The following is a 12,205-nucleotide window of genomic DNA, read 5'->3' as shown; positions in this document are numbered from 1 at the left end:
GGCGCCCGCCGTGATGTTCGTCGTCGCCGCCGACAAGGGCTGGATGCCCCAGTCGGAGGAGCACCTGGCCGCCCTGGAGGCACTCGGCGTACGGCACGGCCTGCTCGCGGTCACGCGGGCCGACCTCGCCGACCCGGGGCCCGTGACGGCGCAGGCGGCGGCGCGGCTGGCCCGCGCCGGACTGGGCGGCGCGGAGCGGGTCGCGGTGAGCGGGCGCACCGGCGAGGGGCTGGACGGCCTGCGGGCGGCGCTGGACCGGCTCGTGGCCCGGCTGCCCGCGCCCGACCCCCGCGCGCCGGTGCGCGTGTGGATCGACCGCGTGTTCACCGTGCGGGGGAGCGGCACCGTCGTGACGGGCACGCTGCCCGCCGGGACGGTCGCGGTCGGCGACGAGCTGGCGCTGCCCTCCGGCGCGGTGCGGGTGCGGGCGGTCGAATGCCTGAAGGAGGCGACGCCGTCCGTGACCGGTGTCGCGCGGGTGGCGCTCAACCTGCGCGCCTCCGCCGCGCCGGAACGCGGCCAGGCGCTCGTCACCCCGGGCGCGTGGACGTGGACCGACGTCGTGGACGTCCGGATCCGCCTGGTCGGCCCGGCCGCCGACCCGAGGGAGTACCCGGCCGCCGACCATGGGGAGGGCTCGGCCGCCGGCCCGAGGGAGTACCCGGCCGCCGACCATGGGGAGGGCTCGGCCGCCGGCCCGTGGGTGGATGGGCCGGCCCTGCCGCCGCGGCTGACCGCGCACATCGGGTCGGCCGCCGCGGTGTGCGACGTGCGGCCGCTCGGCGGGCCGATCGCCCGGCTCCGCCTGGGCCGCCCGCTGCCGCTGCACCTGGGCGACGTGCTGCTTCTGCGCGACCCCGGAAACAGCGCGGCCGTCCGGGTGCTGGCCGGGGCGACGGTGCTCGACCCCCGGCCGCCCGCGTTGCGCCGCAGGGGCGCGGCCGGGGAGCGCGCCGCCGAGCTCGCGGAGGCCGCGCCGGACGCCCGCTCCCTGATGCGTACGCACCGGCTGCTGCGCGCGGCCGACCTGCGCGCCATGGGGTGCGCGCCCGAGGGAGCGCCGGTGTCCGGGGACTGGCACGCCGACCCCGCCCACTGGACCCGGCTCCGGGAGCGGCTGCCCGGCGCGGCCGGCCGGTACGCGGCCGAGCACCCCCTGGAGCCCGGGATGCCGGTCGAGGTAGCCCGGCGGGCGCTCGGCCTGCCCGACCGGCGGCTTGTCGCGTCCCTCGTCGCGCCGCCGCTCGCCGTCCGCGACGGGCGGATCGTGACGGGGCCCGGTGACCGGGCCGCGCCGCTGCCACCGGCCGTCGCCGCGGCGGTGGAGCGGCTGCGCGCGGAGCTCGCCGCCCGGCCCTTCCTCGCGCCGGAGGCGGGACGGCTGGCCGAGCTGGGCCTCGGCCCCAAGGAGGTGGCGGCGGCGGTGCGCACCGGCGCGCTGCTCCGGGTGGCCGAGGGTGTGGTGCTCCCCGCCGGGGCGGACCTGCGGGCGGCGGAGCTGCTCGCCCGCCTGCCGCAGCCGTTCACCGTCAGCGAGGCGCGGCGGGCGCTGGACAGCAGCCGCCGGGTCATGGTGCCGCTGCTCGAACATCTCGACCGGCGTGGGTTCACCGAACGCGTCGACGACCTGCGCCGGCGGTGCCGTACGCCCTCCTGACCAGGCGTGCCCGATTTTGCCGCTAATAGGCGATTTACAATGAAGTGAACTGCAATCTTCGGGGCCGGATCCGGGGGTTCCGCGGTTCCCTCGGGCCGGGGCCCGGCCGGGTACGCCCGGGACGGGGAGGGGCAGGCATGCCTGGGAACAAGGGCGTCGTCTACGAGGGTGCGGGCAAGGTCGAGGTGCACGCCATCGACTATCCCGAGTTCGAGCTGAAGGACGGACCCGGCGTGAACCCGGCCAACGTGGGCCGAAAGGTTCCGCACGGCGCGATCGTCAAGGCGATCGCCACCAACATCTGCGGCAGCGACCAGCACATGGTGCGCGGCCGGACGACCGCACCACAGGGCCTCGTCCTCGGGCACGAGATCACCGGCGAGGTCGCCGAGGTGGGGCCGGACGTCGAGTTCGTCAAGGTCGGCGACATGGTCTCGGTGCCCTTCAACATCTCCTGCGGCCGTTGCCGCAACTGCAAGGAGGGCAAGACCGGCATCTGCGAGAACGTCAACCCGGACCGGCCCGGCTCGGCGTACGGGTACGTCGACATGGGCGGCTGGGTCGGCGGCCAGGCGGAGTACGTGCTGGTGCCGTACGCCGACTGGAACCTGCTGAAGTTCCCGGACCGGGACCAGGCCATGGAGAAGATCCTCGATCTCGCCATGCTGGCCGACATCTTCCCGACGGGGTTCCACGGCTGTGTCACGGCCGGGGTGGGGCCGGGCTCGACCGTCTACGTCGCGGGCGCGGGGCCGGTCGGGCTGGCCGCGGCCGCGTCGGCGTTCCTGCTCGGCGCGGCGGTCGTCATCGTCGGCGACCTCAACAAGGAACGGCTGGCCCAGGCCCACGGCTTCGGCTGCGAGACCGCCGACGTGTCGCAGGGCGAGCCGCGCGAGCACATCGAGCGCATCCTCGGCGTGCCCGAGGTCGACTGCGCCGTGGACGCCGTGGGCTTCGAGGCGCGCGGCCACGGGCGCGAGGCCGGCACGGAGCACCCCGCCACCGTGCTCAACACGATCATGGACGTGACCCGGGCGGGCGGCGCCGTGGGCATCCCCGGTCTCTACGTCACCGGCGACCCCGGCGCCAAGGACGAGGCGGCCCGGCAGGGCTCGCTGTCGATCAGGATCGGCCTGGGCTGGGCCAAGTCGCTGTCGTTCACCACCGGACAGTGCCCGGTCATGCGCTACAACCGCCAGCTCATGATGGCGATCCTGCACGACCGGGTACGCATCGCCGAAGCGGTGAACGCCACGCCGATCCCGCTCGACCAGGCGCCGCGCGGCTACGCGGAGTTCGACAAGGGCGCGGCCCGCAAGTACGTGCTCGACCCGCACGGGATGCTCGCCACGGCCGCCTGACGCCGACGGGGGTCAGGCGGTCGGCGTCCCCGAGCGGGAGAGCCGGTCGGCCAGGCGGATCGGCTCGGGCAGGCGGTACTCCGGCGTGAGCCGCAGCACGTGGCGGCAGGCGTTGTCGAGGCCGATCCGGTGGCCCTGGGACACGTAGACCGGCTTGACACCCGTACGCGTGCGCAGCGCTCGTCCGAGCACCTCGTCGCCCTCCACGATCGGCGCCCACGCGCCGCGTTCCGGCGCGGGGACCTCGTAGCGGCCGACGAACGCCGTCTTGGCCACCCCGATCGCGGGCAGCCCGGTCAGCACGCCGATGTGGCAGGCCAGGCCGAACCGGCGCGGGTGGGCCAGGCCGTACCCGTCGCAGACCAGCAGGTCGGGTGTGACCCGCACCCGCTCAAGCGCGGTCAGCAGCGGCGGCAGCTCCCGGAAGGCGAACAGGCCCGGCACGTACGGGAACCGGGCGCGCTCCCGCACGACGACCTGGTCCACCACATCGAGGGTCAGCGCGTCCAGGACCACCACGGCCGCGGTGAGGTCGTCACCCTCGCTCTGGCCCTCGTACGCGACGTCGAGGCCCGCGACGTGCCGGACGGCCTCCGGCCCCGGGTCCGCGAGGTCCACGAAGGGGCGCAGCCGCTCCTGTTCCGCCTCCGCCTCCGCCTCGGTGCGCGGCCACGCCACCGGCATCTCCGGCCGTTCCGCCGCGCCCGTGCCCCGCTCCATCGGCCGCCTCCCCGCCGCTCGTTCCGTACCTGTCGCGCGAGGCGGGGGCGGAAAAGTGTCGGTGGTGACTGCTATATCGCGATCATGACCACTTCCCCCGCGGTCGCGCCCGAGGGACTGCCCCGGCTCACCTGGCGGCAGGCCATGGCCCGTGACCTCCGCACCAAGGGGCAGCTCGCGAAGCGACGCCGCCTGCCGGTCGGACCGCCCGTCGCGCTCGTCGTCATCGACGGGCGCGAGTTCGAACTCTACCGCGAATGCGACACGATCGATCTCGAGGCCGAACGCTGGAGGTCGATCCGGTGGGCCGACGCGATGCTCCGGTCCAACGCCGTCATCCTCGACACCGAGACCACCGGCACCGACCCGAACACCGACCGCGCGGTGCAGATCGGCGTCATCGACATGCGCGGCGACGTCCTGCTCGACACGCTGGTGGACCCCGGCGTGGCCATCCCGGCCGAGGCGACCGCGATCCACGGCTACCACGACCACGACGTCGCCGGGCGGCCCGCCTTCCGCGAGGTCCTGCCTCAGTTGAGCGCGGCGCTCACCGCGCCCGACCGGCCGGTGATCGTCTACAACAGCCGGTACGACGGACGCCTCCTGCGCGCCGAGGTCGCCCGCGTCCGCAGCCTCGACTACGCCATGGCCTGGTCGCGCGGCTTCTCCTGGAAGTGCGCGATGACCGTGTACGGCTGGTTCAGAGGCCAGTGGGACGAGCGGCGCGGAGACTGGCGCAGGCACGCGCTGCCGGGCGGCGACCACAACGCGGTCGGCGACTGCCGCGCGGTGCTGCGGCTCATCGAGACCATGGCCGAGGCGGTGGACGATCCACCCCTCGACCCGGACGCCCTCGACGACTGAGGGGCCCCCGTATTCCGGCCGGATGCCGACAATTCCGTGTATCCGTCGCGGTTCCGTACGAGATGATCCAGAAGAGCGGGGGACGCCGAGACGATCGGGGGAAGCGCGTGGCGGAGTACCGGGAGCCGTATCGGATCGCGGGGCTGTGGGTTCGGGTGCTCCTGCTCGTCGTGCTGGTGTGGGGCGGCTTCGTCACCCTGCTCAGCGTCGCGCCCCGCGAGCGCACCCTCGCCGATCTGCGCGCCGACCTGGCCGCCGGACGGGTCACCTACGTCATCTACACGGGCGGCGACGACGCGCGCGCCGAGCTGCGGGAGGTGCGCTGGTCCACGGCGCCGCTGTTCTGGTACCGGGCGCGGTCGCCGTGGCCCGGCGACGCCCCCTACACGCGGGCCGGACTTCTCACCGACATCGCCCCGGAGATCTCCGACGCCGACGCCTTCGTGCCCGACCCGCACCCGGTGGTGCGGCGGGCCGAGGACGAGCCCGGCCGTGCGACGTCCCCACCCTCCTGGCCGTTCCGGGTGCCCGTGCCGCACGCGAGCTGGACGGTCGCGGCCGCCTGGATCGCCACGCTCGTCATCATGCTGGGCACCGCCCGGCCCCGGCTCGGCAACCGCTGGGCGTGGTTCTGGCTGTTCACCGTCGGACAGATCGGCGCTCTCGCCTACCTGCTCTCCGAGCCCCGGTCGCTGTGGCGCGGGCTCGGCCCGCAGGCCCCACCGCCGTCCCGGCTCGAGGGCGGGCGGGGGTGCGTCCTCGCCCTCTGCGTCCAGTTCCTCGTCCCGTTCGCCCTCTACGGTGCGGGGGTCGCGTTCCCCGCGCTGATCGACGTCCTCATCGGCTCCTGACCCCGGCCGGCGCCGCCGCGTCCGGGGCCTGGCCGTTGCCGGCGGCGTTGGCGGCGTTGGCGGCGGCGATCACGCGCATGAGCGACTCGTGCAGGTGCTGCAGCTCGTCCAGTCCCATGCCGAGCCGGGCCACGATCGCCGGCGGGATCTTCTGCGCCTCGGACCGGAGGTCACGGCCCGCCTCGGTGAGGACGACGGCGAGGGCGCGCTCGTCCTCGGGGTCGCGCTCACGCCGGACCAGCCCGGCCGCCTCCAGGCGCTTCAGGAGCGGGGAGAGGGTCCCCGGGTCGAGCTGGAGCATCCGGCTGAGGTCCTTCACGGCCAGGGGCGCGTGCTCCCAGAGCGCCAGCATGACGAGGTACTGCGGATGGGTGAGGCCCATCGGCTCCAGCAGCGGACGGTAGACCGCGATGACGTTCCTGGACGCGACGGACAGAGCGAAGCACACCTGGCGTTCCAGGGACAACGGGTCCGGAATGTCGGCGAAGCCGGTCACATGCACCTCCGTACGACGGGCGTGGTATAAAAATTAGTACACAAATGGTTTGTGTACCAACTAATCGCTGAGTCCGTGAGCCGCCGATCCGGAGGGCCGGCGCGGCTCACCTGACCGGAGGTAAGGTCGTGGCCCCTTTGCGGCGGAAGAGCATCGAAGAGCGGATCGCCGAGCGCCAGGCGCAGCGGCCCGCCCTGGTCGGCAAGGGCAAGTACTTCGAGCACGGTCCGGCCAAGTTCATCTTCATCTTCCTGATCGTCTTCGTCGTCCTGGGCCACCTCCTCGGTCTGGTCCTGCTGATGTGGCTGGACATCGGCTGAGCCCCCCGGCCCGGCAGCCGGGCCGGGGGCGCCGGAACGGCGTCAGGGGTGCAGCGGCAGCCCCTTGAGCACCTTGTCCACGTCGTTCCTGCCGCCGTGGACCGCGAGGCCCACCAGCCGCAACTCGGCGGCCTCCCGCACCACGGCCCGGTTGTCGTCGTCGTTGCCGGTCTTGAACATCTCCTCGGTGTAGATCGCCGTACGCACGCCCCTGGCGAGGGCCCGCGTCCAGGCGCGGGTGAGCTCCTCCCCGGTCGCCGCGAACACCAGCACGGGCTGGCGGAGCAGCGGCAGGTAACGGTTCCCCTCCTCGTCCTCGTACGGCAGGCCGATCATGTCCTCCCCGTCCGCCGCGACCCCGCCGGCGAGGAAGGCGGTCACGTTGAGCTTCTGCCACGTGGCGAGGTCGGAGCGTACGGCGATGCCGATCTTGGTGGTGAAACGCATGGGGGAGATGCTCCCCGCTTCGGCGGCCGCGGTCTTGTACGCACGTGCGCGGCGGACAATGGACCCATGGCGACGCGAGGGGATCGGGCACGGGGCGAGTGGGCGCGCTACGGGCGATCGCCCGGCCAGCCGGTGGAGGCGATGCACGCCCACTTCGAGCGGCACGTCTACCACCGGCACAGCCACGACACGTACTCCTTCGGCGTCACCGACGAGGGCGCGCAGTCCTTCACCTGCCGCGGGGCCGGCCACACCAGCGCGGCCGGCATGGTCATGGCGTTCAACCCCGAGGACGCGCACGACGGGCACGCCTCCAGCGCGGGCGGGTTCACCTACCGCATGGTCCACATCGGCCCCGAGCTGATCCGCGACGCGCTCGGCGACGCCTTCGGGCGCTCGGCCGGGCTGCCGCTGTTCCGCGAGCCCGTGCTGCCGGCCCCGGAGCTGGCCCGCGCGCTGCGCCGCGCCGCCGCGGCGCTGCTGGACGGCGCCGAGCCGCTGCTCCGTGACGAGGCGCTGGCCCTGGCGATCGTGTCGGCGGCCCGGCGGGCGGGTGGGGTGACCTGGTCGCCGCCCCGGCTCGCGGGTCCGCGGCGGATCGCCGAGCGGGCCCGCCGGGTCCTGGCCGAGTCCTTCCGCACCGACGTCGGCGCCGCCGAGCTGGCCGAGCTGGCCGGGGGCAGCAGATTCGCCGTCTACCGGGCGTTCCGGTCCGCGTACGGGATGGCGCCCAGCGACTACCTCCGCCAGCTCCGGCTGCGGGAGGCCCGGCGGCTGCTGGCACGGGGGTGGACGGCCGCCGACGCGGCGGCCGAGGCGGGGTTCGCCGACCAGAGCCACCTCAATCGCTGGTTCGTCCGCTGTTTCGGGATCACCCCCGGCCGCTACCGCGAGGCGGCGCTGCGGCCGTAGGGCGCGCGGGGGACGGGACGGGCCGCCTTCTATCCTCGGAACCGCCGCGTTCTCCGGCGGGGACGACCGGATTCCACCCGCTCCCGCCCACGCACAAGGAAGGCAAGACCGTGACCTCACCCCAGCTCGGCGGTCTCGACGAGATCGTCGCCGAGCACGACCGCGCCGTCCGCGACCACGCCGCCCTCGTGGCGCGCGGCCTGTCCCTGGACCTGACCCGGGGCAAGCCGTCGCCCCGGCAGCTCGACCTGTCCGACGGTCTGCTCACGCGGCTCGGCGCGGGAGACCTCAGGGCCGCCGACGGCACCGACTGCCGCAACTACGGCGGTCTCCAGGGCCTGCCGGAGATCAGGGAGATCTTCAGCGCGGCCCTGCAGGTGCCGGCCGCCCAGCTCGTGGCCGGAGGCAACTCCAGCCTCGCCATGATGCACGACACGGTCGTCCACGCGATGCTCGGCCGGCTGCCCGGCGCGGAGCGCCGCTGGGCCGACGAGCCGCGCGTCGCCTTCCTGTGCCCGGTGCCCGGGTACGACCGCCACTTCGCGCTGTGCGAGCGCTTCGGCATCGAGCTGATCCCCGTGCCGATGACGCCCGAGGGCCCGGACATGGACGTCGTCGAGCGCCTGGTGCGCGAGGACGCCCAGATCAAGGGCATGTGGTGCGTGCCCAAGTACAGCAACCCGGACGGCGTCTGCTACGGCGACGAGACCGTGCGGCGCCTGGCGGCCATGCCGACCGCCGCGCCCGACTTCCGGATCTTCTGGGACAACGCGTACGCGGTGCACCACCTCACGGACACGCCCGTGGAGATCGCCGACATCCTGGCGCTGTGCGCCGAGCACGGCAACCCCGACCGCGTCTTCGTCTTCGGCTCCACCTCGAAGATCACCTGGGCGGGCGCCGGCGTGGCCTTCTTCGGCTCCTCGCCCGCGAACGTCGCCTGGCTCCTCGCCAACACCGGCAAGCAGACCATCGGCCCCGACAAGGTCAACCAGCTCCGGCACGTGCGCTTCCTCAAGGACGCCGACGGCCTGGCCGCCCACATGCGCGGCCACCGCGACCTGATCCGGCCCAAGTTCGACGCGGTCGGCCGCATCCTCGACAAGGAGCTGGGCGGCACCGGGTTCGCCTCCTGGTCCAACCCCGCCGGCGGATACTTCATCAGCCTCGAGGTGCCCGACGGCTGCGCCCGCGAGGTCGTGCGCAGGGCGGCCGAGGCTGGCATCGCGCTGACCCCCGCCGGCGCCACCCACCCGTACGGGAACGACCCGCGAGACCGGACCATCCGCATCGCGCCGACCTATCCGGAGCTGGACGAGCTCGAACTCGCCATCGAGGGGCTCGCGGTCTGCGTCCGCCTGGTCGCCACGGCCCGGCTGATCGAGGCCGCCTCCGCCGGCTGATCGGTTACATCCGCCCCGCCACGGGCAGTCGAAAGTCCTCGCCCAAAGAGACGAGACGTCCCTGCCGGGACCGGCCGTTCGGGCGGATGGTGGAAGTATGAAGCAGAGTCTGCGGCTCGGGCGGGTCGCCGGGATCCCGGTGGGCGCCCACTGGTCGGTGCTGGTGATCGCGGCGCTGATCGCGGTCAGCCTCGCCGGCGCCGTGCTGCCCGGCGCGGCGCCCGGCCAGGCTCCCCGGCTGTACTGGGCGCTCGCCGTAGTGACCGCTGTGCTGTTCCTCGTCTCGCTGCTGGCCCACGAGCTGGCGCACGCGCTGGTCGCCCGGTGGCGGGCCATTCCCGTGCGGTCGATCACGCTGTGGCTCTTCGGCGGCGTCACGCAGATGGAGGGCGAGGCGCGTACGCCGCGCGGCGAGCTGGAGATCTCCGTGGTCGGCCCGCTGACCAGCCTGGTCATCGGGGGGTTCGCCTTCGTCGTGGCCGTGTTCGTGCCCGGGCCGCGACTGGTGATGTCCGCCCTCATGTGGCTTGCGCTGATGAACCTGCTGCTCGGGGTCTTCAACATGCTCCCCGGCGCGCCGCTCGACGGCGGCCGGGTGCTGCACGCCCTGGTGTGGTGGCGCACCGGCGACCGCTTCCGGGCCGACCGGGCCGCCGCGCGGGCCGGGCAGGGGCTCGGGCTCCTGCTGATCGCCGCGGGCGTCGCCGAGGTCCTGTTCACCTCGTGGGCGGGCGGCCTCTGGCTCATGATCATCGGATGGTTCCTCGCCGGCGCGGCGGGCACCGAGATGGCCGCGCGCTCGGCGCGTGAGGGGCTCGAAGGCGTCCGGATCAAGGACGTGATGACCCCGCTGCCCGACCTCGCCCCGGCCTGGCTCGACGTCGGGGAGTTCGTCGCCGGCGTCGCGTCCCGATCGCACCAGACGGTGTTTCCCGTGGTCGCGTTCGGGGGCGAGCCCGTCGGGTCCGTAACACTGGAGGAGCTGGCCGCCGTGCCGCCCGCCCGGCGGGGCTCCACCCGTCTGGGCGACCTGGCCCGGCCGCTGGCGCCCGAGCGGGTGGTCGGCCCCGACGCCGAGGCGACCGTGCTGCTCGAACGCCCGTCCCTGGGCCCCCTGGCCGCCGTCGTCACCGAGGGGGGACAGGTCACCGGCATGGTCACCGCCCAGGACGTGGCCCGGATGGTCCGGCTGGCCCTGCTGCGCCGGTCCGGCTGAGCCGGGGCCCGGCGAGCGCGCGACGAGAGGAGACGCTGCATGCGAGCCGACCAGCGGCCCGTGGTGGTCGGATACGACGGATCGGCGTTCAGCGAGACGGCCCTGCGCCTCGGGGTGCGCGAGGCGCTGATGCGGTACGCGCCCCTGGTGGTGACCCACGCCTGGCAGTGGCCGTTCCAGGTCAGGCCGAGCGACCCCTCGATCGTCGAGATCGTACGGCTCTCGGCCGAGCACCTCCTCGGCAAGGGCGTCACCCTGGCCACCACGCTGGCGCCGCGCCTGGAGGTCAGGGGCCGGCTGGAGCATGGATCGCCGGCGTCGGTCCTGCTCACCGAGGCGGCGGCCGAGGAGCTGATCATCCTGGGCACGCGGGGGACGGGCGGCTTCGAGCGGCTCAAGATCGGCTCCACCGCCGTCCAGGTCGCCGGGCACGCGCCCTGCCCGGTGATCCTCGTCGGCGGGCCGGGCGCCGCCTCCGGCCCCGTCGTCGTCGGCGTGGACGACTCGCCGCTGGGCGGCAGGGCGCTCGGCTTCGCCATGGAGGAGGCGACGCTGCGCCGCTCCGAGCTGCTGGCCGTACACGCCTGGGCGGAGGACGAGGGGCCGCTCCGCGAGGCGGGCGCCCGGTTCCAGCGGGTCGTGGCGCCCTGGTGCGAGAAGTACCCGCAGGTGCGGGTCTCCACCTCGTTCGCGGAGCGGTCGGCGGTCGAGGCCCTGGTGTCCGAGAGCGAGGACGCCGCGCTGGTCGTCATCGGCAACCGCGCGCACCGCGAGCCGGCGAGGGTGACGCTCGGCCTGGTCACCCAGGCCGTGCTGCACGACGCGCGCTGCCCCGTCGCGGTGGTCCCCCGGAGCTGACCCGCCCCCTGGCCCTCTGGAGCCGCTGGAGGCCCGCTAGAGGCGCAGCAGCGGCATCAGGCGGTCGCGCCCGCGCCGCTCCTGGAGCAGCAGCTCGTTCGCCGGGCGGCGCGGAGCGCGCGGCACCACCGGGCCGTACCCCAGCCTGATGATCATCTGCGCGTGCCCGCGCGCGTGCCTCGGGTCCGTACGGCCGCGCATGTCGCGCAGGTCGAGCGGCTGGTTGAGGAACGACGCGGAGATCCCGTGGCAGGTGGCCATGAGCAGCACCCGCTGCAGCGCCTGGCCCGCGTGCAGCCAGTCGCCCGGCCGGTCGCCCCGGGTGGTGAGCACGGCGAGCTGCGGGCGCGACTCGAAACGCTCCACCCGGCGGTCCCGCCCCCGGTGGCCCAGCCCGAAGTCGCGCACCGGCGCGGGGTCGCGGTCCGGGCGCGGCCCGTGGACGTGGCGCGGGACGCCGTCGAACAGCGCGCGGCCGGCCGTCCACGCGGCCAGTTCGGCGAGGTAGCGCTTGTCCCGCGCGATCTCGTCGTCGGCCAGCGCGACCTGTTCGAGGAGCTCGCCCGACGCCTCGGCGTCCAGGGGGACCAGGTTCGCGCCCTCGCGGGTGGCCGCGATGCGCAGCCCGGCCATCACCGAGGGTGGGATCATCCGGTCCTCGAACGGCTCGCGGTTGGTCCGGCGCACCCGGATCGCCGAGTAGAGGGAGCGCTCCGTCGCGTTGGCCGGCGTCGACTCGGTCATCCGGATCGACGCGAGCAACTCGGGCTCGTCCGGATCGGGCAGCAGCGACACCGCCGGGCGGTGGCCGCCGATCCTGACCGCCAGCCGCAGGTTGAACAGCGCCGCGCCGCAGCTCAGATGCATCGACCGGCCCCTGGGGTCGCTCACCCGCAGCCTGCGGCTCGGGTCGCACAGCAGCTCGGCCACGTCGTGCCCGGAGGTCCGCAGGCGCCACGGCTGGGTGTTGAGCACGGACGGAGCCTGCTCGGCCGCCACCAGAAGGTACTGAACGCCGAGATCGGACGCCAGGGGCGAGAGCATCGTTGGCCTCCTCGAGATAGACGGATCTCGCACAGAGCCAGACTTCGCCGTCC

General features: G+C 74.3%; 13 protein-coding genes. 9 read left to right on the top strand and 4 right to left on the bottom strand.

Translation table 11 applies throughout. From position 1 onward, the window contains the following. On the top strand, nucleotides 1–1,657 hold a 1,657-nt coding region (locus AWQ68_RS32110), incomplete at its 5' end, for a selenocysteine-specific translation elongation factor (protein ID WP_245656306.1). A 137-nt stretch (nucleotides 1,658–1,794) separates the two neighbouring features. Continuing rightward, nucleotides 1,795–3,018 carry a formaldehyde dehydrogenase, glutathione-independent gene (gene fdhA / locus AWQ68_RS32105; RefSeq protein ID WP_066947753.1) on the top strand — a complete coding sequence of 408 codons (1,224 nt, stop codon included), beginning with the start codon at nucleotides 1,795–1,797 and terminating at the stop codon, nucleotides 3,016–3,018. 12 nt (nucleotides 3,019–3,030) lie between these two features. On the opposite strand, the gene nfi is transcribed toward fdhA, so the two are convergent. Next, a complete protein-coding gene (nfi, locus tag AWQ68_RS32100; protein ID WP_245656304.1) occupies nucleotides 3,031–3,738 on the bottom strand; it encodes a deoxyribonuclease V in 708 nt (235 codons plus the stop codon). An 84-nt stretch (nucleotides 3,739–3,822) separates the two neighbouring features. On the opposite strand from nfi, the gene AWQ68_RS32095 reads away from it, so the two are divergent. Both AWQ68_RS32095 and AWQ68_RS32090 read left to right on the top strand, forming a co-directional pair. Next, nucleotides 3,823–4,605 (top strand): 3'-5' exonuclease, encoded by a 783-nt coding sequence (locus AWQ68_RS32095; RefSeq protein WP_084464620.1) that lies wholly within the window; start codon nucleotides 3,823–3,825, stop codon nucleotides 4,603–4,605. Between the two features lie 107 nt (nucleotides 4,606–4,712). Then, nucleotides 4,713–5,456 (top strand): hypothetical protein, encoded by a 744-nt coding sequence (locus AWQ68_RS32090; protein ID WP_066947751.1) that lies wholly within the window; start codon nucleotides 4,713–4,715, stop codon nucleotides 5,454–5,456. Here AWQ68_RS32090 and AWQ68_RS32085 read toward each other — a convergent pair. Next, the gene (locus tag AWQ68_RS32085; RefSeq protein WP_066947748.1) at nucleotides 5,443–5,952 is read right to left on the bottom strand and encodes a MarR family winged helix-turn-helix transcriptional regulator; all 510 of its coding nucleotides are present in this window, start codon (nucleotides 5,950–5,952) and stop codon (nucleotides 5,443–5,445) included. The genes AWQ68_RS32090 and AWQ68_RS32085 overlap by 14 nt on opposite strands. Nucleotides 5,953–6,080: 128 nt before the next feature. Here AWQ68_RS32085 and AWQ68_RS32080 point away from each other — a divergent pair, with 128 nt between their 5' ends. Then, entirely contained in the window at nucleotides 6,081–6,272 is a 192-nt protein-coding gene (locus tag AWQ68_RS32080; RefSeq protein WP_245656302.1) for a hypothetical protein, read from the top strand. 42 nt (nucleotides 6,273–6,314) lie between these two features. Here the strand turns inward: AWQ68_RS32080 and AWQ68_RS32075 are convergent, their stop codons facing one another. Then, the gene (locus AWQ68_RS32075) at nucleotides 6,315–6,719 is read right to left on the bottom strand and encodes a DUF2000 domain-containing protein (protein ID WP_066947742.1); all 405 of its coding nucleotides are present in this window, start codon (nucleotides 6,717–6,719) and stop codon (nucleotides 6,315–6,317) included. Nucleotides 6,720–6,785: 66 nt separating this feature from the next. On the opposite strand from AWQ68_RS32075, the gene AWQ68_RS32070 reads away from it, so the two are divergent. The 4 genes from AWQ68_RS32070 (at nucleotide 6,786) to AWQ68_RS32055 (ending at nucleotide 11,108) form a co-directional block, all read left to right on the top strand. Beyond that, the gene (locus AWQ68_RS32070; RefSeq protein WP_066947739.1) at nucleotides 6,786–7,631 is read left to right on the top strand and encodes an AraC family transcriptional regulator; all 846 of its coding nucleotides are present in this window, start codon (nucleotides 6,786–6,788) and stop codon (nucleotides 7,629–7,631) included. A gap of 110 nt (nucleotides 7,632–7,741) precedes the next feature. Continuing rightward, the gene (locus tag AWQ68_RS32065; RefSeq protein ID WP_066947736.1) at nucleotides 7,742–9,034 is read left to right on the top strand and encodes an aspartate aminotransferase type Ic; all 1,293 of its coding nucleotides are present in this window, start codon (nucleotides 7,742–7,744) and stop codon (nucleotides 9,032–9,034) included. Nucleotides 9,035–9,131: 97 nt separating this feature from the next. Then, a complete protein-coding gene (locus tag AWQ68_RS32060; protein WP_066947733.1) occupies nucleotides 9,132–10,250 on the top strand; it encodes a site-2 protease family protein in 1,119 nt (372 codons plus the stop codon). Nucleotides 10,251–10,289: 39 nt separating this feature from the next. Beyond that, entirely contained in the window at nucleotides 10,290–11,108 is an 819-nt protein-coding gene (locus AWQ68_RS32055) for a universal stress protein (RefSeq protein WP_066947731.1), read from the top strand. A 36-nt stretch (nucleotides 11,109–11,144) separates the two neighbouring features. Here AWQ68_RS32055 and AWQ68_RS32050 read toward each other — a convergent pair whose 3' ends face one another. After that, entirely contained in the window at nucleotides 11,145–12,152 is a 1,008-nt protein-coding gene (locus AWQ68_RS32050) for an Acg family FMN-binding oxidoreductase (protein WP_066947728.1), read from the bottom strand. Between the last annotated feature and the right edge of the window lie 53 nt (nucleotides 12,153–12,205).

It is taken from the genome of Microtetraspora fusca (assembly GCF_001570365.1).
Classification (GTDB): domain Bacteria; phylum Actinomycetota; class Actinomycetes; order Streptosporangiales; family Streptosporangiaceae; genus Microtetraspora; species Microtetraspora fusca.
This window is presented reverse-complemented; position numbering and strand designations above follow the sequence as displayed.

Excerpts from the sequence above, each read along its gene's own strand:
- fdhA (WP_066947753.1), top strand. The coding sequence starts at position 1,795 with ATGCCTGGGAACAAGGGCGTCGTCTACGAGGGTGCGGGCAAGGTCGAG.
- nfi (WP_245656304.1), bottom strand. The coding sequence starts at position 3,738 with ATGGAGCGGGGCACGGGCGCGGCGGAACGGCCGGAGATGCCGGTGGCG.
- AWQ68_RS32095 (WP_084464620.1), top strand. The coding sequence starts at position 3,823 with ATGACCACTTCCCCCGCGGTCGCGCCCGAGGGACTGCCCCGGCTCACC.
- AWQ68_RS32075 (WP_066947742.1), bottom strand. The coding sequence starts at position 6,719 with ATGCGTTTCACCACCAAGATCGGCATCGCCGTACGCTCCGACCTCGCC.
- AWQ68_RS32070 (WP_066947739.1), top strand. The coding sequence starts at position 6,786 with ATGGCGACGCGAGGGGATCGGGCACGGGGCGAGTGGGCGCGCTACGGG.
- AWQ68_RS32060 (WP_066947733.1), top strand. The coding sequence starts at position 9,132 with ATGAAGCAGAGTCTGCGGCTCGGGCGGGTCGCCGGGATCCCGGTGGGC.
- AWQ68_RS32055 (WP_066947731.1), top strand. The coding sequence starts at position 10,290 with ATGCGAGCCGACCAGCGGCCCGTGGTGGTCGGATACGACGGATCGGCG.
- AWQ68_RS32050 (WP_066947728.1), bottom strand. The coding sequence starts at position 12,152 with ATGCTCTCGCCCCTGGCGTCCGATCTCGGCGTTCAGTACCTTCTGGTG.